The sequence below is a fragment of the Rhodococcus sp. PD04 genome (assembly GCF_035918275.1).
Lineage (GTDB): Bacteria > Actinomycetota > Actinomycetes > Mycobacteriales > Mycobacteriaceae > Rhodococcus > Rhodococcus rhodochrous.
This window is the reverse complement of the sequence record NZ_CP142143.1, coordinates 2931107-2953017: the sequence shown is the minus strand read 5'-3', so window position 1 is coordinate 2953017 and position 21911 is coordinate 2931107. Positions and strand designations below refer to the sequence as shown.

Here is a 21911-nt window from a genome sequence, read left to right as displayed (position 1 = left end):
GCTAGCGCGCGAACCGCGCCGCACGCAGGACCGCGATGCGTGTCGGTGGGAGCGCTTACTCTGGATTCCATGGCGTTCGCAAGTGAGCATCCCGTCGTCGCACACTCCGAGTTCCGGCCGGTGGGTGAGATCGAGCGCACCGAGGCCCGTTTCGAGGTCGTCAGCGAGTACGAACCGGCCGGCGATCAGCCGGCCGCCATCGACGAGCTCGAGCGCCGGCTGAGGGCGGGGGAGAAGGACGTCGTCCTGCTCGGTGCCACCGGTACCGGCAAGTCCGCCACCACCGCGTGGCTCATCGAACGCGTCCAGCGACCCACCCTCGTGATGGCGCCCAACAAGACCCTGGCCGCGCAGCTCGCCAACGAGCTGCGAGACATGTTGCCCAACAACGCAGTCGAGTACTTCGTCTCGTACTACGACTACTACCAGCCCGAGGCGTACATCGCGCAGACCGACACCTACATCGAGAAGGACTCCTCGATCAACGACGACGTCGAGCGGCTGCGGCACTCCGCCACCTCGTCGCTGCTGTCCCGGCGCGACGTCGTGGTGGTGGCGTCGGTCTCGTGCATCTACGGTCTCGGCACCCCGCAGTCCTATCTCGATCGGTCCATCCAGCTCGAGGTCGGCGTGGAGGTGCCGCGCGACGCGCTGCTGCGCCTGCTCGTCGACGTCCAGTACGCCCGCAACGACATGGCGTTCACCCGCGGATCGTTCCGCGTCAAGGGCGACACCGTCGACATCATCCCCGCCTACGAGGAACTCGCCGTGCGGATCGAGTTCTTCGGCGACGAGATCGACGCGCTGTACTACCTGCACCCGCTCACCGGCGACGTCGTGCGCAAGGTCGACTCCCTGCGCATCTTCCCGGCAACGCACTACGTCGCCGGTCCCGAGCGCATGGAACGTGCAGTCGCGAGCATCGAGGCCGAGCTCGAGGAGCGCCTGGCCGATCTGGAGAACCGCGGCAAGCTGCTCGAGGCGCAGCGTCTGCGCATGCGCACCCAGTACGACATCGAGATGATCCGGCAGGTCGGCTTCTGCTCCGGCATCGAGAACTACTCCCGCCACATCGACGGGCGCCCCGCCGGATCCGCGCCCGCGACGCTCATCGACTACTTCCCGGAGGACTTCCTCCTGGTCATCGACGAGTCGCACGTCACGGTGCCGCAGATCGGCGCGATGTACGAGGGCGACATGTCGCGCAAGCGCAACCTCGTCGACTTCGGTTTCCGTCTCCCGTCGGCGGTCGACAACCGGCCGCTGACCTGGGAGGAGTTCGCCGCCCGCATCGGGCAGACGGTCTATCTGTCGGCCACCCCCGGTCCGTACGAGCTCGGACAGACCGGTGGCGAGTTCGTCGAGCAGGTCATCCGGCCCACCGGCCTTGTCGATCCGCAGGTCGTCGTCAAGCCCACCAAGGGGCAGATCGACGATCTCGTGCACGAGATCCGCGAACGTGCCGAGCGCCACGAACGCGTCCTCGTCACCACCCTCACCAAGAAGATGGCCGAGGACCTCACCGACTATCTGCTCGAACTCGGTATCCGGGTGCGCTATCTGCACTCCGACATCGACACCCTGCGCCGCGTCGAACTGCTCCGGCAGTTGCGCCTGGGCGAATACGACGTGCTCGTCGGCATCAACCTGCTCCGCGAGGGGCTCGACCTTCCCGAGGTGTCGTTGGTGGCGATCCTCGACGCCGACAAGGAAGGCTTCCTGCGGTCGACGACCTCGCTGATCCAGACCATCGGCCGCGCGGCCCGCAACGTCTCGGGTGAAGTGCACATGTACGCCGACAAGATCACCGACTCGATGGCGCGGGCCATCGAGGAGACCGAACGGCGGCGCGAGAAGCAGATCGCCTACAACACCGAGCACGGTCTCGATCCGAAGCCGCTGCGCAAGAAGATCGCCGACATCCTCGACCAGGTCTATCAGGAGGCCGAGGACACCGAGGCCGTCGAGGTGGGCGGCTCCGGCCGCAACGCCTCGCGTGGTCGCCGAGCCCAGGGTGAGTCCGGGCGGGCCGTCAGCTCCGGTGTCGTGGAAGGTCGCGACACCTCGACGATGCCGCGCGCCGAACTCGCCGATCTCGTGCAGCAGCTCACCGACCAGATGATGCAGGCAGCCCGCGACCTGCAGTTCGAGCTGGCCGCACGGCTTCGCGACGAGATCTCCGATCTGAAGAAGGAGCTGCGCGGCATGGACGCCGCGGGTCTGAAGTAGTCGCCCGGCCCGATCGGCGCCGGAGAATCGGTAGGGTCCACTCCCATGGATCCCTCTTCGGCCGGGCGTGCTGCCCGCGCACTCGAACTGCTGCACTCGGTCGTCTACTTCGCGCCGGACATCGCGAGTGAACTCGCCGCGCTGGGCGTCGACGGACCGGCTGCGCAGTACTTCGGTGGGCGCTCGGCACCCCTGGGTGCCGTCGGCCCCGGAGTCGTGACCGCGACGTTCTACAGCTTCTCGCCCCGATTGGTGGCATCGGCCGTCCCGGCAGTGTGGGAGACGGCCGAGCCGGCCGCGATCATCGCGGCGCGGTTGCGGGCTCTGGACGCACTCCATCGACGGGTCCTCGGGCAGGACGTACTCGGCTCCGCGGAGATGAACGAGGCGGCGGACCTCGCGGCCACCGCGGCGCGGGCGATTCCCGGCCCGGACGGTCGCCCGCTCTACGCCGCCCACGCCGACCTGCCCTGGCCCGAGGTGGCGCACCTGCGGCTGTGGCACGCCCTGACGCTGCTGCGCGAATATCGCGGCGACGGTCATGTCGCGGCGCTGCAGACCGCGGGACTGTCGGGTCTCGACGCGCTCGTCACCCACACGGCGACCGGTACCGGCTTCGCCACCGATCCGGCCCGGAAGCTGCGGGGCTGGTCGCGGGACGAGTGGGCGGACGCCGAGAAGGAACTGCGCGGGCGCGGGCTGCTCGACAAGCGTGGCGAGCTCACCGGCGAAGGATTCGAGGTGCGTGAGCTCGTCGAGGATCTCACCGACGACCTGGCGGTCGCGCCGTGGATTGCGCTCGGTGACGAGGGTGTGGAGCGTCTGCTCGACCTCGCGTTGCCGTGGCGCGATGCCTTCGTCGACGCCGAGGTGTTCCCCGCCGGCCTCTTCGGCCCGCGTTACGGTGACGCGCGGTAACATCAAACGCGATTGTGGGATGAGACCCAAACGTCCCACCCGGGCCGCCCATCCCGCTACTGTCGACGCAGCGTATGGCGGGGGAGCGTGCGTGTCCTCCGTCGACGACGGCATCGGCGGCACGCGTCGATGGACCACACACCTGATGGAGGATGAATGAGCGCCTACCGGACCATAGTCGTCGGAACCGACGGTTCCGAATCGTCGTATCGGGCCGTGGAGAAGGCAGCTGCTCTGGCCGGCGACGCCGGCGCCCAACTGGTGATCGCCTGCGCCTACTACCCGGCCGACCCCAAGGACACCGCGCAGGCCGCCGACGCGCTGCGCGACGAGGCGTACCAGGTCACCGGCTCGGCACCGACCTACGAGATCCTGCGCACCGCACGGGAGAAGGCAACCGTCGCCGGCGCCCGCAAGATCACCGAGCGCCCCATCGTCGGTGCTCCCGTCGAATCGCTCCTCACGCTCGTCGAGGAGGTCGACGCCGATCTCATCGTCATCGGCAACCGCGGCCTCAACACGCTGACCGGGCGCCTGCTCGGCTCCGTCCCGTCGGACGTCGCCCGCAAGGCCCTGTGCGACGTGCTGGTGGTGCACACCGTCCGCTGACGGATCAGCAGTACTCCTCGCGGACGGTCTCGAGATAGCGCGCGGCGGCCTCGTCCGCCGACATCCGCGACCCCGAGGCGCCCGCGGCATAGGCGGCGATCGGCCGGAGCGTGACGAGGACGTCGTGCTCCGGCACGCCCGCGCTCAACTGGTCGCACACCCCGCGCACCACCGCCAGCACCGTGTCGTCCTTGACATCGGCGACCAGGCCGGAGGCATCCAGCGCCTCCCTCACCCGCAGGAACCGCACGTCGGGCGGCGTCGACGAGGTCGGGGCGACCGACGTCGTGGACGTCGCGGCCTGCGCTTCGTCCTGGGTCGGCGTCGCCGATCCGCACGCGGCGGAGACGAGGAACCCGCTCAGCGCCGCGATCGCCGCGCACCCCGCTCGACGTATCCGGTGGTGCGCTGCCCGATAGGCCACGTGTTCGTTCCCTCCGCGGATGATCCGTCCCAGTCCCTTGCCCCGAAGGACGGTACCGTCCGGTGACCGGTCCTGGGGTCCGCTCGGCGGTGTCTACCGAACCGTGTCGGCTCAGCAGTGTGTCGGCGCCGCGAGACCGGTCAGCACCTCCGGCAACGCCTCCGAGTGCACCACCCCGAGACGCTGGGTGGCGCGGGTCAGCGCCACGTACAGGTCGTTCATCCCGCGTGAGGAATCGGTGAGGATCTCCGCCGGTTCGACGAGCAGCACCGCGTCGAACTCGAGGCCCTTGACCTCCTTGACGGTCGCGACCGTGACCGACTCGGACGCGAGATGCTCCCACGCACCCACGAGCCGCGCCGGAACGAGCACGGCCGTCGTGCCCGGGCCGGTCTCGGCGTCGAGCGCGGCCCGGACGGTGGTGAGCACCGCGTCCGCGTCGACGTGCTGCGCCCACGGCTCGAAACCGGACTCGCGCACCGACTGCGGCGGCACCTGGTCGGGATCGATCTCCGCGAGCACCGCGTGCGCGATCCGCATGATCTCCGCCGGGGTGCGGTAGTTGACCGTCAGTTCGGTCTTCTTCCACCGGTTCGCGACGTACGGTTCGAGGATCTGCTGCCACGACTCGGTTCCCGCCGGATCCCCGGTCTGCGCGGTGTCGCCCACCAGGGTCATCCAGCGATTCGGGATGCGGCGCATGATCGTTCGCCATGCCATCGCCGACAACTCCTGCGCCTCGTCGACGATCACGTGGCCGTACGTCCAGGTGCGATCGCCGGCCGCCCGCTCCGCTGTGGTCTCGTGGCGGCGGTGGTTCTGTCGCTCGGCGAGCTGGGTGGCGTCGATCAGGTCGTATGCCATGAGCAGTTCGGGATCGAGATCGTCCTCGAGATCCTGCGGTGCCGAACCGGTGAGGATGTCGAGTGCGCCCTGCGCGTCGGCGATCTGCTTGCGCCAGCGCCGCTTCGCGCGCTCACGTTCGGCGGCGTCGTCCACACCGAGCAGCTCGGCGAGCTCGTCGAGCAGGGGAGCGTCGGCGGCGCTGAAATGCCCCGGTGCATCGGGGCGGTGCAGCGCGTCGAGCTGCTCGTCGGTCAGCGCCGGGGCCGCCGACGCGATCCGGTCGCGGGAGGCCAGCAGATCCGAGAGCACCTGCTGTGGGGACAGTTCCGGCCACAGCGCGTCGATCGCAGCGACGATGTCGGGGTCCGAACGCATCTCGGACCGGATGTCGTGGATGTCCTCCCGGCTCAACAGATTCGCGCCGCCGAGCGGGTTCGATCCGATGATCCCGGCGAGCTGGTCGGCGAGGGCGTCGATGACCCCGTTCACGAAGATGGGCCGGGCCAGGTTGTGCGGTCGGCGGGACGACCGGGCGCGACCCCGCGCGCGGGTCACCATCTTGCGGTCGAGGGTGAGTGCGTAGGTGTCGAAGCTCAGCTGCACGGGGGAGCGGGGCACCTCCTGCCGGTCGCGGACGGCCTTCTCGAGCACCTTCACCATGTCCAGGGAGCCCTTGAGCTCGCCGGCCACGGGATCGTCCTCGACTGTCGGCGTGACGCCCGGATACAGATCCCCGACCGTCGACAGCAGTACCCCGGTCTCACCGAGCGAGGGCAGCACCTGACCGATGTAGTCGAGGAAGCGGCTGTTCGGGCCCACGATCAGCACACCGCTCTTGGCCAGCTGCTTTCGGTAGGTGTAGAGCAGGTAGGCCGCGCGGTGCAGCGCGACCGCGGTCTTGCCAGTGCCCGGACCACCCTGGACGACGAGCACGCTGCGATGCTCGGACCGGATGACCGCGTCCTGCTCGGCCTGGATCGTCGCCACGATGTCGTGCATCTGCCCGGTGCGCGCGGCGTTCAGAGCGGCGAGCAGCGCCGATTCTCCGGCCACGCCACCGGCCGGCGGGGTGTCGGCGTGCTCGAGGGCGGCGTCGAGGTCGAGGTACTCGTCGTGCAGTGCGGTGACGGAGCGGCCGCGGCTGCGGATGTGGCGACGCAGCACGACACCGTCGGGCGCGGCGGGGGTCGCGAGGTAGAACGGGCGGGCCTGCGGCGCGCGCCAGTCGAGCAGCAGCGACTCGTAGTCGTTGTCCTCGTCGAGGATGCCGAGGCGGCCGATGTAGCGGGTCTCCGCGCCGTCCTCCGTCGTGGGTCCGGAGGCGTCCGTCCCGTCGTCCCGCACGTCGATGCGACCGAAGCACAGGCCGTGTTCGGCGGCGTCGTACTTCGCGATGTCCTCGGTGTACATGTGGGTGTACGACTCGCGTTCGCTGCGCGCCTGCGGGGTGCCTCCGGTCTCGCGCAGTACGCGGGCCAGCCGCGTCTTCGCGTAGGCGCGCAGACCGTCGAGACGCGTGTAGAGCATCGCCACGTAGGCTTGCTCGCGGTCGAGCTCCGGATGGGACGCGCCATCAACCGGCACAGGGACTCCTCGGGGATAGACAGGACGAGATCGCTCGCCGCCGCAGGGGTGACGCGTCGACGAAAGTGCCCGAGAAGTCTAGTCGCCGCAGGAGGGAAACGGGCAGAAAGCCTGATCACAGCAGTGCGGGCGTGCGATTTCCACGCACGCCCGCACCCTTGTGCCGTACCGGACTACTTCTTCTTCTCGATGCTCTTCTCGAGCGCCTTCAGATTCTTCGCGAGCTTCTTCTCCGCCTTCGTGCCCTGCTTGCGCGCGGCCTCGGCACGCAGGCGTGCCTTCTCCGCGGCGACGTGGGCCCGGGCGTTCAGGATCGCGGACTGCTCCTCGGCGAGCTTCGCCCATTCCGAGCTGCGATCGACCGTGGTGTCCCACAGCTTCGAACTACGCTTGCGGGCGACGTCGGCGAGCTCGGGGGTGCGTTCCCGGGCCAGCTCGAGCAGTTCGGTGCCACGTTCGCGGGCGCCCTCGGCAAGTTCGGGGGCGCGGTCACGTGCGACACCGAGAATCTCGGGGGCACGCTCACGCGCGACTCCGAGAATCTCGGCACTACGATCGCGTGCCCGCTCGGTCAGCACCGGACCGCGGTCGCGGGCGACCTCGAGCAGTCCGCTGCTCCGCTCGCGTGCGGCCTCTGCGAGTTCGGGGGCACGTTCCTTGGCGATCTCGAGGAAGTGTCCACCCTGCTCGCCGGCTTCCTCGGTCAGCGTCTTGACCCGCTCGGCGACGGTGTGCAGCGTTTCGGCCGTGTGACCGTCCGAGGAGTGGCCCGGCAGTGCAGCGGCCACCGACTTCTGCGCGGCACGCGCGGCGCGACGGCTCCGCCAGCCGAGCGACGGCTTGCCCTCGGTGTCCACGGCGGCGATGAGCAGACCGCCGATCAGGCTCACATTCTTGATGAGCTGGGTGCGCTGCTGGGCGCGGGCCTCGGGGTCCTCGACGTTCCAGAAGTCATGGCCCGCAACGGTCGTCGGCACGAGGCTGCCGATCAGCGCGAGAGCGGACAGACGAGGTGCCTTACCGAGTGCGAACAGGGTCCCGGCGCCGATCTGGACGGCGGCGTTGATCTGGACGAGAGTCTCGGGGTTGCTGGGAAGCCGGTCGGTGATCGATGCCGGCAATGCGTTCACAGCCTGATCGAGCCCGGGCTGCGCGGCACCTGCTTTCGGCTCGGGCTTCCGCAGGGCGTCGATACCCCCGGCGATGAAGATGGACGCGAGCATGGGCCGCGCAATTCTCCGGACGAGCATGTGGTTCCTCCCGTGGTCGGCTGTGTTTCCAAACCCTGACACAGGTACCCCGGGCGTCACGGGAATATGCACGAAGCAGGGCCGAAGGGCACAAAGCGGTATTTCGGCTCGTACGGAAATGCAAGAAAACCCGAATCTCGTCATCGACGAACGCCCCCGAACATCACCTCGACGGCCGACTCGCCGCGCGGGACGTCGGAATCTCGGGCGGCCGCTCCTCCGTAGTGAGCGGCAGATCCGTGACGGTCTCGAACAGGTGCGGACCCGAGGCGGTGTCGACGCTGCGCTCGATGGTCAGGTGCGCGACGCGTCCACGCGTCCGCAGGGTGGCGATCTGGTTCCCGAAGCTCGGACCTGCCATCTTCGACCACGAGAACGACGCCTCGGGAACGGCCGTCACCGGACCGAGCAGCAACCGCACGACGCGCTCCGCCTTGCGTCCCCATGCGGCGCGGAAGGCGACCCGGACAGCTGCGGGGACATGGTTGTGCAGGGGCGAACAAGTCAGTTGGTACACCGTGCCGGCGGTCGGCGTCGCGAATCGGACGCGGGCGGCGTAGGCATGGTGCACGTCGCCCGAAAGGACACAGATCGTCGCGGGCGCGCGGCCGGACGTTCCGGCGCGACGCCCGGCAGCGACATCCAGGAACAGACGGGCGAGTCGCTCGAACGAATCGCGGAAGGCCGCCCAGTGTTCGAGATCCGCGGCGCGGCGGAGTTTCTCGGCCCACCGCGCCCATCGGTCACCGCGCGCACCGGACGCGAGCTTCTCGTCCCACGCCTCGAGGTCGTGCATCGTGCGGGGGAGGAGCCACGGCAGCGACGTACCGATCAGGAGGTGGTCGTAGTCGCCGTCGGCCTGCTCCTCGATCCAGTCGAATTCCGGATCGGACACCATGTCGCGCCGGTCGGGCGCGAGCACCCGCCCGCACCGCGAATCGATCACCAGCAGACGCACCGGTCCGAAATCGCGGCGATACGACCACCGCACCCCCGGGCTGCCGTCGGCTTCCTCGTCGGCGCCGGACGCGAACGCACGCAGGATCGGTTCGGCGTCCCCGGCACAGTTCCGCACCCGGTCGTAGAGCGGGTCCTCGTCCAGCTCCGCGGGAGAGAGGTTACCGAGATGCTGATAGATCCAGTACGACGCCAACGCCCCGACGATGCGTTCCTCCCACCACGCGGAGGCCTCCATCTCCCTGCGCCACGAATAGGAGGTGTTCCAGTCGTCGTGCACATCGTGATCGTCGAAGATCATCGAGGTCGGCACGTTCGACAACAGCCATCGGACGTTGTCCTCGGACCACGACCGGCTGTACAGCCAGGTGTACTCCTCGAAGTCGCGTACCTGGGCTCCGGGCGGTTCCGACAGATCGTGACGCTCACCGACCCGTCGCTTCATCTCCTCCGACAGCTCGTCGGCGTAGACCTGGTCTCCCAGCAGCAGCAGCGCGTCGGGCCATTCGTCGACCGGTAGGGAACGCATGCGCTGCGCGTAGGCGACGAGGGCGTCCTTTCCGAGGACAGCTGTCGGTTCCGCGCTCTCCGAGGCCACCCGGCACGACCCGAAGGCGAGCACGAAAGCCTCGGGGTCGTCTCCCGCGGTCCTGATCAGCGGCGATGCAACACCGACGGGCGGCCACACGACCCGGCCGTCGAGATCCACCTCGTAGGGCGTCACCGATCCGGATTCGAGATCTCGGACGGTGACGAGCGCGTAATGGTGCCCCGCGACGGTCCACGTGTGTTCGGAACTGCCGAGCACATGCACCGTGCACGGCTCGGACGTCTCCACCCAGATCGTGGCGTCCGTATCGCCGATGTGCCGAAGCACCGGCCCCAGTACGAGATCCGCCACAGTGTCAGGCCTCCGTGCTCGTGCGAGCTCGTCCGGTTTTCGAGCGTACTCGCGGCAGTGGTGCACAGGAGGATTCCGGCGAACTCCGATCCTCGTTCGGCCTCCGCACCTCTGCGACGGGGCGCACGCTGGAACGGACGCAGCCCAATCGGCCCGCTCGGGTCGTTGCCGCGTGCTGGAAGGGGGCCCGGACATGACCGACGCGGAGGATCCGACCCGTTGGGATCGGCCCGACGACGAGGAGAAACGGCAGGCGAGGGAGAAGGCCGAGGAGTTCGACCGCATGTACGAACCGGGAGCGCGGCCGACCACGGTCGTGCCGGGCACGAACGGGATGGTCTCGGGAACGGCCTTCGCGGATATGGCGGGCGAGCGCTCGAGGGACGAGCCCGCCGGAGCGGGCAAGGGCGAAGGGCCGGCCGACAGGGACGGTGCCCCCGACCAGACGTCGTGCGAGCACGCTCGGGTGTCGCAGACCCGTCGCAGGCTAGGCCTCGTACCGAGTGCCGTCCGGCCCGAGGCGGACCGTCACCAGCCCCGCTCGCGCCACTCGCCGAGATGCGGACGTTCGGCTCCGAGGGTCGAGTCCTTGCCGTGTCCGGGGTAGAAGATCGTCTCGTCGTCGAAGCGATCGAAGATCTTCGACTCGACGTCGCCGAGGAGCGATCGGAAGGCGTCGTCGTTCGGGGTCTTGCCGACGCCGCCGGGGAACAATGAATCGCCGGTGAAGATGTGCGTGCGACCCGTGCCCTGTTCCGTGAGGACCAGCGCAACCGACCCCGGAGTGTGTCCTGAGAGGTGGATCACCTCGAGATTCAGCTCACCGATCTGCACGGTGTCGTCCTCGGCCAGGATCCGGTCGGGCTTCACCGGCAGGGGATCGGCGTCGAGCTCGTGCGCGGCGGTCGGCACACCGGTCTCCGCGGCGACCCGCTCGAGGCCCTGCCAGTGATCCCAGTGCTGATGGGTGGTGACGATCAGCTCGAGCTCCGGCGCGTTGTCGCGGAGGAACTGCACGAGACGGTCGGGTTCGTTTGCGGCGTCGATGAAGACGGACTTGCCGGTGGCGTCGTCGGTGACGAGATAGGTGTTGTTGTTCATCTCGCCGACGGCAAGTTTGACGATGCTCGCTCCGGGAATCCTTCGGCGTTGCGCGGGTCCGCCGGGAGTGACGTCGCCGGTGTAGGTGTCCTCGATGATCACGGGCTGCTGCGTCATGCAGCCAACCTACCTTCGGGTGCACGCGCGTGAGCCTCAGGCGCGCGGTTGTTCGTCACGGAAACGTGTCGGTACCCGCGCCTACCATGGCTGAGGGCCGAATTCCGGCCTTGTCTACAGGAAGGATGTGGCGTGGCAGACCGCCTGATCGTGCGTGGAGCCCGGGAACACAACCTGCGTGGTGTCGACCTGGACCTGCCGCGCGACAGTCTGATCGTTTTCACCGGGCTGTCGGGTTCGGGCAAGTCGAGCCTCGCGTTCGACACCATCTTCGCCGAGGGGCAGCGGCGCTACGTCGAGTCGTTGTCGGCCTACGCCCGCCAGTTCCTCGGGCAGATGGACAAGCCGGACGTCGACTTCATCGAGGGCCTGTCGCCTGCGGTGTCGATCGACCAGAAGTCCACCAACCGCAACCCGCGGTCCACCGTGGGCACCATCACCGAGGTCTACGACTACCTGCGTCTGCTGTACGCCCGGGCCGGCACTCCGCACTGCCCGGTCTGTGGTGAGCAGATCTCCCGGCAGACGCCGCAGCAGATCGTCGACCAGGTGCTGGAGATGGAGGCCGGGGCCCGTTTCCAGGTCCTCGCGCCCGTCGTGCGCACCCGCAAGGGCGAGTTCGTCGACCTCTTCGAGCAGCTGACCGTCCAGGGCTACTCCCGCGTGCGCGTCGACGGGGTCGTCCACCCGCTCTCCGATCCGCCGAAGCTGAAGAAGCAGGAGAAGCACGACATCGAGGTCGTCGTCGACCGCCTCGCCGTCAAGCCCAGCGCGCAACAGCGACTCACCGACTCCATCGAGACCGCGCTGCGGCTCGCCGAGGGTGTCGTCGTGCTCGACTTCGTCGATCGCGAGGAGGACGCCCCCGATCGCGAGCGTCGGTTCTCGGAGAACCTGGCGTGCCCGAACGCGCACCCCCTGTCGATCGACGAACTCGAGCCGCGGTCGTTCTCCTTCAACTCGCCCTACGGTGCGTGCCCCGAGTGCGCGGGTCTCGGTGTGCGCAAGGAGGTCGATCCCGATCTCGTCGTGCCCGACCCGGATCTGAGCCTGGCCGACGGCGCGATCGCGCCCTGGTCGATGGGCCAGAGCGCGGAATACTTCGGCCGACTGCTGTCCGGCCTGGCCGACGCCCTCGAGTTCGACATCGACACCCCGTGGCGGAAACTGCCCGCCAAGGTGCGCAAGGCAGTGCTGGAGGGCAGCACCGAGCAGGTGCACGTGCGCTACAAGAACCGCTACGGCCGCGTCCGCTCGTACTACGCCGAGTTCGAGGGCGTCATGCCGTTCCTGCACCGCCGTCTCGAGCAGTCCGAGTCCGAGCAGGCCAAGGAACGCTACGAGGGTTACATGCGGGAGATCCCGTGCCCGGCCTGTGCCGGTGCCCGCCTTCGTCCCGAGATCCTGGCCGTGACGGTCAGCGCGGGCGACTTCGGCGCGATGTCCATCGCCGAGGTGAGCGACCTGTCGATCGCCGAGTGCGCACGCTTCCTCGACGGTCTCGTCCTCGGCGCCCGCGAAGCCGCCATCGCCGGGCAGGTCCTCAAGGAGATCCAGGCCCGGCTCGGCTTCCTGCTCGACGTCGGACTCGACTACCTCACCCTCTCGCGCGCCGCGGGCACCCTCTCCGGTGGTGAGGCACAGCGCATCCGTCTCGCCACGCAGATCGGATCCGGTCTCGTCGGCGTTCTGTACGTCCTCGACGAGCCGTCGATCGGTCTGCACCAGCGCGACAACCGTCGTCTCATCGACACCCTCACGCGACTGCGCGATCTCGGCAACACGCTCATCGTCGTCGAGCACGACGAGGACACCGTCCGCGCCTCCGACTGGGTCGTCGACATCGGTCCGCGCGCGGGCGAGCACGGCGGCAAGGTCGTCCACAGCGGCACCTACAAGGAGCTGCTCGACAACCCGGAATCGCTCACCGGTGCCTACCTGTCCGGGCGCGAGGAGATCGAGATCCCCGCGCTCCGACGACCGATCGACAAGGGCCGGCAGGTCACCGTCGTCGGCGCCCGCGAGAACAACCTGCGCGAGATCGACGTGGCGTTCCCGCTCGGCGTCCTCACCTGCGTCACCGGTGTCTCCGGCTCCGGGAAGTCGACACTCGTCAACGACATCCTCGCGACGGTGATGGCCAACAAGCTCAACGGCGCGCGGCAGGTCCCCGGACGGCACACCCGCATCAACGGACTCGACCAGCTCGACAAGCTCGTGCAGGTCGACCAGTCGCCGATCGGCCGCACCCCGCGGTCGAACCCGGCGACCTACACCGGGGTGTTCGACAAGATCCGCAGCCTGTTCGCGTCCACCACCGAGGCGAAGGTGCGCGGCTACCAGCCGGGCCGGTTCTCGTTCAACGTCAAGGGCGGCCGGTGCGAGGCGTGCTCGGGCGACGGCACGTTGAAGATCGAGATGAACTTCCTGCCCGACGTGTACGTGCCGTGCGAGGTGTGCCACGGTGCCCGGTACAACCGCGAAACGCTCGAGGTGCATTACAAGGGCAAGACCATCGCCGAGGTGCTCGACATGTCGATCGAGGAGGCGGCGGAGTTCTTCCGGCCGGTCACCTCCATCCACCGCTACCTCAACACGCTGACGGAGGTCGGTCTCGGTTACGTGCGCCTGGGCCAGCCGGCGACGACCCTGTCCGGCGGTGAGGCGCAGCGCGTCAAGCTCGCCGCCGAACTGCAGAAGCGTTCCAACGGGCGCACCGCGTACATCCTCGACGAGCCCACCACGGGCCTGCACTTCGAGGACATCCGCAAGCTGCTCGGGGTCATCAACGGTCTGGTCGACAAGGGCAACACCGTGATCGTCATCGAGCACAACCTCGATGTCATCAAGACCGCCGACTGGATCATCGACATGGGTCCCGAGGGCGGTTCCGGTGGTGGCACGGTGGTTGCGGAGGGCACTCCGGAAGAGGTGGTCACGGTGGAGGAGAGCTACACCGGACGCTTCCTTGCGGAGATCCTCGACGGCCGGACCACTGCATCTGCTCCCGCGCCGGTACGCAAGCGCGCGACGAAGACGACCAAGGCGACCGCGACCAAGACTGCCGCTACGAAGTCGGCCGCGACGAAGACGGCCGCGAAGGCGAAGACCGCCAAGAAGAAGGTGGCGGCCGCGAGCTGACGAATCGAGCCGCCCGCCTCGGAAGAGGCGGGCGGCTCGGTCCCGTGGCTCGTGAAGCAGCCGGGGAGCGTGAAGTGGGCGGGACTCCGGTTCGGCTCAGTAGACCGGGCCGGTGTACTTCTCGCCCGGGCCCTTGCCGGGCTCGTCGGGCACCGCCGACGCCTCGCGGAAGGCGCGCTGCAGTGCCTGCAGTCCTTCGCGCAGCGGGCCGGCGTGCGGACCGAGATATTCCACCGACGAGGTGATCAGGCCGGCGAGTGCGGTGATCACGCGGCGGGCCTCGTCGAGGTCACGTCGTGCGCTGCTGTCGGGATCCTCGTCGGCGAGACCGAGCTTCTCGGCAGCCGAACTCATGAGCATCACGGCTGCGCGGCTGATCACCTCGACGGCCGGGATGTCGGCGAGTTCGCGCACATCCTCCGCCGCAGCATCCTGATCGGGGGTCTCGGGAGCATCCGTCATAGCGTCGAGCATAGGGTCGCGTCCCTCGGCGCCGGCGGTGCGGGTGCGGTGCCGACGCGCCGATTCGTCGTCGACGTGGCTTTTTGTTAGACTTGATCCCACGACCGCCCGCGGTGATCCTCCGTGGGCAGCAAAGTGGAGTCCGACTCCCACCTCTGGCGGCACATCGATGCAGCTGAGGGGTCCGGTCCTCCGGGTGTAGAAGCCCGGATGTCCGCCCTCCATCGGGCGGTGCGGATCACGCAGCGTGAGCTGGGTGCCGTCGACCGGTCGGTATCGGACCCCGCGTGGAGCCTCGGCGCCACAGCGGGGTCTTCTTGTCGAGGAGTAGGGCCACGTGCTGCGGTGCGGTCAAACCGACCACACCGCTCTACCTAGGAGGCCCCATCAGCGCTGAGACCCGCATCAACGAACGCATCCGAGTTCCCGAAGTCCGGCTCGTCGGACCCGGCGGTGAACAGGTCGGAATCGTGCGTGTTGAAGATGCCCTCCGCCTGGCAATCGAAGCCGACCTCGACCTCGTCGAGGTGGCGCCCGACGCCCGGCCGCCGGTCTGCAAGATCATGGACTACGGCAAGTTCAAGTACGAAGCCGCGCAGAAGGCGCGCGAATCGCGCAAGAACCAGCAGCAGACCGTGATCAAGGAGCAGAAGCTCCGTCCGAAGATCGACGACCACGACTACGAGACCAAGAAGCGCAACGTCGTGCGCTTCCTCGAAGCCGGTTCGAAGGTCAAGGTCACGATCATGTTCCGCGGCCGCGAGCAGTCGCGCCCCGAACTCGGATACCGGTTGCTGCAGCGCCTCGGCGCCGATGTCGCCGACCTCGGCTTCATCGAGACCAGTCCGAAGCAGGACGGCCGGAACATGACCATGGTGCTGGCCCCGCACAAGGGTGCGAAGACCCGCGCGAAGGCTCAGGAAGCCGCGCAGGCCGCACCGGCGCAGGCCGCTCCGCGCCCGGCAGCCTCCGCCGCCCCGACCACGGAGTCCGCGCCGTCCGCGCCGGCTCCCGGGACGGGCGACGCCCCGAGCAACTAGCCCGCTCAGGCAGCACATCCGGTGCTGTCCGTGAGCACCGATGTACGCACACGACAAGAACTGAGGACTCCATGCCCAAGTCGAAGACCCACAGCGGCACCGCGAAGCGATTCAAGGTGTCCGGTAGCGGAAAGGTCCTGCGCCAGAAGGCGGGTCGCCGCCACCTGCTCGAGCACAAGTCCTCGCGGGTGACGCGTCGCCTCGACGGCAAGGCCGTCGTCGCCGATGCCGACGCTCCGCGCGTCAAGCGCATGCTCGGGCTCTGAGCCTCTCCGACCGATCCACCCGGGGACACCTCGTTCGTCCCCCGAACTCTGACAGGACACATAACCAGTGGCACGCGTGAAGAGGGCCGTCAACGCCCAGAAGAAGCGTCGTTCGATTCTCGAGGCCTCGAAGGGCTACCGCGGACAGCGCTCGCGCCTGTACCGCAAGGCCAAGGAGCAGCAGCTTCACTCGCTGACCTACGCCTACCGCGACCGTCGCGCCCGCAAGGGTGATTTCCGCAAGCTGTGGATCAGCCGCATCAATGCTGCTGCCCGCGCCAACGACATCACCTACAACCGCTTCATCCAGGGCCTGAAGGCCGCCGGTGTCGAGGTGGACCGCAAGATCCTCGCCGAGCTCGCCGTCTCCGACGCCGAGGCCTTCGCCGGCCTCGTGGCTGTCGCCAAGGCTGCCCTGCCGGCCGACGTCAACGCTCCGGCTGCCTGAGTGCTGCCCTGAGCTACGACAACATCCAGGAACGACCCGTGGACACGCTCACCGAGCGCACACCACGGGTCGTTTCTGCTGTGAAACTGCTCCGGACCGCCGAGCGTCGCAAGACCGGGCGGTTCCTCGCCGAGGGTGAGAACTCCGTCACCGAGGCACTCGCCGCCGCCCGCGTGCACGAACTGTTCGTCACCGAGGCGGCCGCCGGCCGGTACGCGACGGTCATCGACGAGGCACGCCGCAAGGGTGTGCGCGTGGGGATCGTCACCGAGCGGGCCGCCGCCCGGCTGTCCGACACCGTCACCCCGCCCGGCCTCGTCGCCGTGTGCGACACCCTCGACGTGCCGCTCGCCGAAGCGGTGACCCCGCGGTCGCGGCTGCTCGCCGTCCCCGTCGCGGTCGCCGAACCCGGCAACGCCGGCACCCTCATCCGCGTCTCCGACGCCGTGGGCGCCGACGCCGTGGTCCTCGCCGGCGACAGCGTCGACCCGCACAACGGCAAGTGCGTGCGCTCCTCGGCCGGCAGCATCTTCCATCTGCCGGTCGCGCGCGAACGCGACACCGACCGGGTGCTGGCCGTGCTCGCCGAGGCCGGCGTGCAGATCCTCGCGACGGCCGCCGACGGCGAGGTCGACCTCGACGACGCCGACGAGTTGCTCGCCGCGCCCACCGCCTGGCTGTTCGGCAACGAGGCCCACGGACTCGACCCGCAGGTCGCCGCCCGCGCCGACCACCGCGTCCGCATCCCTATCCGCGGACGCGCCGAATCGCTCAACCTCGCCACCGCCGCCTCGATCTGCCTGTATGCGAGCGCGCGGGTGCAACATCGGGCCGCTCGGCCCATCACATAGGATTTCCCCGGTGCGCCGCGGACTCCGGCCCGGACCGCACCTACCGAGATCACCCGTTCGTCCGAAGAAGGAGATGCACCGGTCGTGGCCAAGAAAGAGGGCGGCACCCCGCCGGCAGTCGATCCGAGCGCCCTGACCGAGGACGCGCTCACCGCCGCCGAGAAATCCGCGATCGACGCGTTCGCCGCTGCGACCGACCTCGACGAACTCGCCCAGGCGAAGATCGACCACCTCGGGGACAAGGCGCCCATCTCCCTCGCCAAGCGCGCCCTCGGCTCGCTGCCCGGCAACGAGCGCGCCGACGCCGGCAAGCGGGTCAACGCCCACCGCACGGCCGTGCAGGCCGCCTTCGACGACCGCAAGGCGGTGCTGCAGGCCGAACGCGACGCCGCGGTCCTCGTCGCCGAGGCCGTCGACGTCACCCTGCCCGCGACCCGCCGCGCGCTCGGCGCCCGCCACCCGATCTCGATCATCTCCGACGAGATCGCCGACGTCTTCGTCGCGATGGGCTGGGAGGTCGCCGAAGGCCCCGAGGTCGAGACCGAGCACTTCAACTTCGACGCCCTGAACTTCCTGCCCGACCATCCGGCGCGCACGATGCAGGACACTTTCCACATCGCCCCGGAGGGTTCGCGGCAGGTGCTGCGCACCCACACCTCGCCCGTGCAGGTCCGCACCATGCTGCACCGCGACATCCCGATCTACGTCGTGTGCCCCGGTCGCACCTTCCGCACCGACGAACTCGACGCCACCCACACCCCGGTCTTCTCGCAGGTCGAGGGTCTCGCCGTCGACAAGGGCCTGACCATGGCGCACCTGCGCGGCACCCTCGACGCGTTCGCGCGGGCGCTGTTCGGGCCGGAGACCCGCACCCGGATGCGCCCGAACTACTTCCCGTTCACCGAACCGTCCGCCGAGGTGGACGTGTGGTTCCCGAACAAGAAGGGCGGCGCCGGCTGGGTCGAGTGGGGTGGCTGCGGCATGGTCAACCCCAACGTGCTCCGCGCCTCGGGCATCGACCCCGACGTGTACACCGGGTTCGCGTTCGGAATGGGCCTCGAACGCACCCTGCAGTTCCGCAACGGCATCCCCGACATGCGCGACATCGTCGAGGGCGACGTGCGCTTCACCCTGCCGTTCGGCGTGCAGGGCTGAGAGCCCGCTCCCGACACCGACTCCACCGACCGACGACCGAACGAAAGAGCTGAGCACAAGTGCGAGTAGCGCAGTCCTGGCTGACCGAGATCCTGCAGCGCGCCACCCCGGAGTGGAACGTCACCGCCGAGGAACTCGACGCGGGATTCGTCCGGGTCGGACTCGAGGTCGAGGACATCGAGACCCTCGGCCGCATCGACAACCTCGTCGTCGGACGGGTCGTGGAGATCACCGAGCTCACCGAATTCAAGAAGCCCATCCGTTTCTGCAAGGTCGACGTCGGTGAGGACGAACCGCGCGGCATCGTGTGCGGTGCCCGCAACTTCACCGAGGGCGACCTCATCATCGCCGCCCTGCCCGGCGCCGTGCTTCCCGGCGACTTCGCCATCGCATCGCGCAAGACCTACGGGCACATCTCCGACGGCATGATCTGCTCGCTGTCCGAGCTGGGCATCGGCAAGGACCACTCCGGCATCCTCGTGCTCGAGCCCGGTACGGCCGAACCCGGCACCGACGCCAACGATCTGCTCGGTCTCGGCGACACCGTCATCGAACTGAACATCACCCCCGACCGCGGATACTGCTTCTCCGTCCGCGGCCTCACCCGCGAACTCGCGTGCGGCTTCGACCTCGAATTCGCCGATCCCGCGGCCGTGCCGGCACTGCCGTCCGACGGCGGCGAGGCCTACCCGATCCGGCTCGAGCCCGAGACGAAGGCCACCCGGTTCGCCGCACGCCGCGTCACCGGCATCGACCCGAAGGCCGTCACCCCGTGGTGGATGCAGCGCCGCCTGCACACCGCCGGTGTCCGCCCGATCTCCCCGGCCGTCGACGTGACCAACTACGTCATGCTCGAACTCGGCCAGCCGCTGCACGCCTTCGACGCCGCCACCCTCCAGGGTGAGCTGGTCGTGCGACGCGCCCGGGCAGGGGAGAAGCTCACCACCCTCGACGGTGTCGAGCGCGATCTCGATCCCGAGGACGTCGTCATCACCGACGACTCCGGGGTGATCTCCCTCGCCGGCATCATGGGCGGCGCGACCACCGAGGTCGGCGACAGCACCACCGACGTGCTGCTCGAGGCCGCCACCTGGGATCCGCTCGCCGTCTTCCGCGGCAACCGTCGGCACAAGCTCAGCAGCGAGGCCGGCAAGCGTTTCGAGCGCACCGTCGATCCGGCCCTGGCCCGCGCCGCGCTCGACCGGGCCGCGAGCCTGCTCGTCGAGATCGCCGGCGGACGCGTGGAGTCGACCCTCACCGACATCGTCGTGCCCACCGAGAGCCCGACGATCCGCATGGACATCGACCTGCCCGACCGCATGGCCGGGGTGAGCTACCCGAACGGCACCGCTGCCCGCCGCCTCACGCAGATAGGATGTGCGGTCGAGGTCGGTGTCGGCGAGGACGGCCACGGCCAACTCGTCGTCACCCCGCCGACCTGGCGCCCCGACCTGCGTCAGCCCGCCGACCTGGTCGAGGAGGTGCTGCGCCTCGAAGGCCTCGAGCAGATCCCGTCGGTGCTGCCCACCGCCCCCGCCGGCCGCGGCCTCACGGCCACGCAGAAGCGCCGCCGCGCCGTCTCCCGCGCACTCGCCCACGACGGCCATGTCGAGGTCCTGGCCCCGGTGTTCCTGCCGGCCGGCGTGTTCGACACCTGGAAGCTCGACGCCGACGACCCGCGGCGGGTGACCACCAAGGTGCTCAACCCCCTCGAAGCCGATCGTCCGGAGCTGGCCACCACGCTGCTGCCGGGCCTGCTCGAGATCCTCGGCCGCAACGTCTCGCGCGGCCAGCGCGACCTGTCGCTCTACGCGATCGCGCAGGTCGTGCAGCCCACTTCCGAGACCAAGCCGGTCGACGCGCTCCCGGTCGACCGTCGTCCCACCGACGACGAGATCGCCCTGCTCGAAGGGTCGCTGCCGAAGCAGCCCGTCCACGTCGGTGGTGTGCTCGCCGGTCTGCGCGAGCCGGCCGGGCCGTGGGGCACGGGTCGCGCCGCCGATGCCTTCGACGCCTTCGCCGCCGCTGAGACCGTGGCACGTGCCGCCGGGGTGCGCCTCGAGCGCCGCGCCGCGCAGTACCTGCCCTGGCATCCCGGCCGCTGCGCCGAACTGCTCGTCGACGGGGTCGTCGTCGGTCATGCCGGTGAACTGCATCCCGCGGTGATCGAACGGGCCGGTCTGCCCGCACGCACGTGCGCCTTCGAACTCGACCTCGACGCGTTACCGATCGTGGAATCGCTTCCGGCGCCGGTGGTCTCGCCGTTCCCGGCGGTCCTGCAGGACGTCGCGGTCGTGGTCGACGCGAATGTGCCGGCCGCCGACGTCGAGAGCGCCCTGCGCTCGGGTGGCGGCGAGCTGCTCGAGGACATCCGCCTGTTCGACGTCTATCAGGGCGCCCAGCTGGGGGAGAACCGCAAGTCCCTCGCGTTCGCGCTGCGCTTCCGCGCCCTCGATCGCACCCTCACCGAGGACGAGGCCAGCGCCGCCCGCGAGGCAGCGGTGGCCGCCGCGGCCACCGCGGTCGGTGCCGAACTACGCGCCTGAGCCGCCCGCGTCCCCGCCCGGCAGCCACACGTCGGGCGGGACCGTGGTGACCTTGCGGCCCGCCCGGTCGAGGATGTGCCCGGCGAGCTTGTGGATCCGTAACACCAGCACCCGATCCCGCACGGCCAGGTCGGGGCATCGCGCGAGCAACCGTGCCTCGAAGTCCGGGACCTCGGCGGGGGAGTGCAACCACGCCTGCACCACGAGGTTCGCGGCGCCGACGACGGCGAAGCAGTTGCGCACCTCCGGTTCGCGGCTCACCACCCGCCCGGTCGTGGTCAGCCGCTCGACGGGCACCGTGCACCACAATGTGACGAGTACCGCGAAACCCGCTGCGGGATGAGCGAATTCGCACCGTAATCCGACCACCTCGGCGGCCAGCAGCGCCTCGATCCGGCGTTTGACCGTGGCCGCGCCGGCCCCGGCGATCTCCGCGAGGGTGCGCATCGGGGTGCGGCCGTCGACTGCGAGCGCCGACAGGATCGCGCGATCGGTGGCGGAGATCGTCGTGCGTCCGCGCCGCTCACCCACCCGCCGGGAGCCCGACGCCAGTTCCCCTCGCTCTCCCGGACCGAGCGCGTTCAGCCGCCACGCCCCGCCCTCGGTGAACCACTCCGAGACCACGTGGGTGCGGATCGACGCGACGCCGGGCAGCCGCCCCAGGTCGTCGACGACCAACCGGGTCATCTGCTCGTAGGTCGCGGTCGCGGCGGTGACGAGCAGGTCGGCGCCCGCCGACGGCACCTCGACGGTCACCGCGTGCGGACGCCCGGTCATCACCTCGGTCACCGACCCCCTCGCGCCGGGCACCACGGTGATCTCGAGCAGGGCGGTCGACACCTGCGCGAGGATTCGCGGCCCCGGAGTGATCGTGGTCCATGCGAGACGTTCGCGTTCGAGGCGACGCCAGTGGCGGGCCACCGTGGCGGCATCGAGACCGAGCGGACCGGCCAGCGCATCCCATGTGGAGCGCGGGGACCACTGGAGCGCATTGATTATTCTCAGGTCGATTTCATCGATCGATCGCGCAGTTCCGTACTCGGAATCGTCCATTTCGTCATTATCC

At 69.2% G+C, this 21911-nt stretch carries 17 protein-coding genes and 1 pseudogene; 11 read left to right on the top strand and 7 right to left on the bottom strand.

Going from position 1 to position 21911, the window contains the following annotated elements; translation table 11 throughout:
- Window positions 1–69: 69 nt before the first annotated feature.
- The 3 genes from uvrB to U9J23_RS13595 all read left to right on the top strand — a co-directional run bounded on the left by uvrB (window position 70) and on the right by U9J23_RS13595 (window position 3756).
- A complete protein-coding gene (gene uvrB / locus U9J23_RS13605; protein ID WP_326598370.1) occupies window positions 70–2229 on the top strand; it encodes an excinuclease ABC subunit UvrB in 2160 nt (719 codons plus the stop codon).
- A 45-nt stretch (window positions 2230–2274) separates the two neighbouring features.
- Window positions 2275–3147 (top strand): SCO6745 family protein, encoded by an 873-nt coding sequence (locus tag U9J23_RS13600; RefSeq protein WP_059381079.1) that lies wholly within the window; start codon window positions 2275–2277, stop codon window positions 3145–3147.
- A 156-nt stretch (window positions 3148–3303) separates the two neighbouring features.
- A complete protein-coding gene (locus tag U9J23_RS13595; protein WP_059381080.1) occupies window positions 3304–3756 on the top strand; it encodes a universal stress protein in 453 nt (150 codons plus the stop codon).
- 4 nt (window positions 3757–3760) lie between these two features.
- On the opposite strand, the gene U9J23_RS13590 is transcribed toward U9J23_RS13595, so the two are convergent.
- From U9J23_RS13590 to U9J23_RS13575, 4 genes are all read right to left on the bottom strand, one after another.
- Window positions 3761–4180, bottom strand: a complete 420-nt coding sequence (locus U9J23_RS13590; RefSeq protein ID WP_059381081.1) for a hypothetical protein — start codon at window positions 4178–4180, stop codon at window positions 3761–3763.
- Between the two features lie 111 nt (window positions 4181–4291).
- Window positions 4292–6610 (bottom strand): HelD family protein, encoded by a 2319-nt coding sequence (locus U9J23_RS13585; protein WP_372466033.1) that lies wholly within the window; start codon window positions 6608–6610, stop codon window positions 4292–4294.
- Window positions 6611–6783: 173 nt separating this feature from the next.
- A complete protein-coding gene (locus tag U9J23_RS13580) occupies window positions 6784–7860 on the bottom strand; it encodes a DoxX family protein (RefSeq protein ID WP_059381083.1) in 1077 nt (358 codons plus the stop codon).
- 163 nt (window positions 7861–8023) lie between these two features.
- Window positions 8024–9718: an alkaline phosphatase D family protein gene (locus tag U9J23_RS13575; RefSeq protein ID WP_283481288.1), complete on the bottom strand. Its 1695-nt coding sequence runs from the start codon at window positions 9716–9718 to the stop codon at window positions 8024–8026.
- 193 nt (window positions 9719–9911) lie between these two features.
- On the opposite strand from U9J23_RS13575, the pseudogene U9J23_RS27745 reads away from it, so the two are divergent.
- A pseudogene (locus U9J23_RS27745) lies at window positions 9912–10127 on the top strand (hypothetical protein); the annotation flags it as partial.
- Window positions 10128–10246: 119 nt separating this feature from the next.
- Here U9J23_RS27745 and U9J23_RS13570 read toward each other — a convergent pair.
- Window positions 10247–10936 carry an MBL fold metallo-hydrolase gene (locus U9J23_RS13570; RefSeq protein WP_272268758.1) on the bottom strand — a complete coding sequence of 230 codons (690 nt, stop codon included), beginning with the start codon at window positions 10934–10936 and terminating at the stop codon, window positions 10247–10249.
- Between the two features lie 132 nt (window positions 10937–11068).
- Between U9J23_RS13570 and uvrA the strand changes: the two genes are divergently transcribed.
- On the top strand, window positions 11069–14077 hold the full coding sequence (uvrA, locus tag U9J23_RS13565) for an excinuclease ABC subunit UvrA (protein WP_272268760.1): 3009 nt from the start codon (window positions 11069–11071) through the stop codon (window positions 14075–14077).
- A 96-nt stretch (window positions 14078–14173) separates the two neighbouring features.
- Here uvrA and U9J23_RS13560 read toward each other — a convergent pair whose 3' ends face one another.
- A complete protein-coding gene (locus U9J23_RS13560) occupies window positions 14174–14539 on the bottom strand; it encodes a DUF1844 domain-containing protein (RefSeq protein ID WP_016692782.1) in 366 nt (121 codons plus the stop codon).
- A gap of 317 nt (window positions 14540–14856) precedes the next feature.
- On the opposite strand from U9J23_RS13560, the gene infC reads away from it, so the two are divergent.
- The 6 genes from infC (at window position 14857) to pheT (ending at window position 20845) form a co-directional block, all read left to right on the top strand.
- The gene (gene infC, locus U9J23_RS13555; RefSeq protein WP_033097706.1) at window positions 14857–15579 is read left to right on the top strand and encodes a translation initiation factor IF-3; all 723 of its coding nucleotides are present in this window, start codon (window positions 14857–14859) and stop codon (window positions 15577–15579) included.
- Between the two features lie 71 nt (window positions 15580–15650).
- Window positions 15651–15845, top strand: a complete 195-nt coding sequence (rpmI, locus tag U9J23_RS13550; protein ID WP_006553978.1) for a 50S ribosomal protein L35 — start codon at window positions 15651–15653, stop codon at window positions 15843–15845.
- A 67-nt stretch (window positions 15846–15912) separates the two neighbouring features.
- Window positions 15913–16293, top strand: a complete 381-nt coding sequence (gene rplT / locus U9J23_RS13545) for a 50S ribosomal protein L20 (RefSeq protein WP_006553977.1) — start codon at window positions 15913–15915, stop codon at window positions 16291–16293.
- 38 nt (window positions 16294–16331) lie between these two features.
- A complete protein-coding gene (locus U9J23_RS13540; RefSeq protein ID WP_085468328.1) occupies window positions 16332–17144 on the top strand; it encodes a TrmH family RNA methyltransferase in 813 nt (270 codons plus the stop codon).
- Window positions 17145–17228: 84 nt separating this feature from the next.
- A complete protein-coding gene (pheS, locus tag U9J23_RS13535) occupies window positions 17229–18299 on the top strand; it encodes a phenylalanine--tRNA ligase subunit alpha (protein ID WP_059381089.1) in 1071 nt (356 codons plus the stop codon).
- Between the two features lie 59 nt (window positions 18300–18358).
- A complete protein-coding gene (gene pheT, locus U9J23_RS13530) occupies window positions 18359–20845 on the top strand; it encodes a phenylalanine--tRNA ligase subunit beta (protein WP_085468327.1) in 2487 nt (828 codons plus the stop codon).
- Here pheT and U9J23_RS13525 read toward each other — a convergent pair.
- Window positions 20834–21898 (bottom strand): Lrp/AsnC family transcriptional regulator, encoded by a 1065-nt coding sequence (locus U9J23_RS13525; protein WP_085468534.1) that lies wholly within the window; start codon window positions 21896–21898, stop codon window positions 20834–20836. The two genes, pheT and U9J23_RS13525, sit on opposite strands and share 12 nt — an antisense overlap.
- Window positions 21899–21911 lie beyond the last annotated feature (13 nt).

Bases quoted from the DNA above. Each gene is read 5' to 3' on its own strand.
- uvrB (WP_326598370.1), top strand. From the start codon at position 70: ATGGCGTTCGCAAGTGAGCATCCCGTCGTCGCACACTCCGAGTTCCGG.
- U9J23_RS13600 (WP_059381079.1), top strand. From the start codon at position 2,275: ATGGATCCCTCTTCGGCCGGGCGTGCTGCCCGCGCACTCGAACTGCTG.
- U9J23_RS13595 (WP_059381080.1), top strand. From the start codon at position 3,304: ATGAGCGCCTACCGGACCATAGTCGTCGGAACCGACGGTTCCGAATCG.
- U9J23_RS13580 (WP_059381083.1), bottom strand. From the start codon at position 7,860: ATGCTCGTCCGGAGAATTGCGCGGCCCATGCTCGCGTCCATCTTCATC.
- U9J23_RS13570 (WP_272268758.1), bottom strand. From the start codon at position 10,936: ATGACGCAGCAGCCCGTGATCATCGAGGACACCTACACCGGCGACGTC.
- U9J23_RS13560 (WP_016692782.1), bottom strand. From the start codon at position 14,539: ATGACGGATGCTCCCGAGACCCCCGATCAGGATGCTGCGGCGGAGGAT.
- rpmI (WP_006553978.1), top strand. From the start codon at position 15,651: ATGCCCAAGTCGAAGACCCACAGCGGCACCGCGAAGCGATTCAAGGTG.
- U9J23_RS13525 (WP_085468534.1), bottom strand. From the start codon at position 21,898: ATGGACGATTCCGAGTACGGAACTGCGCGATCGATCGATGAAATCGAC.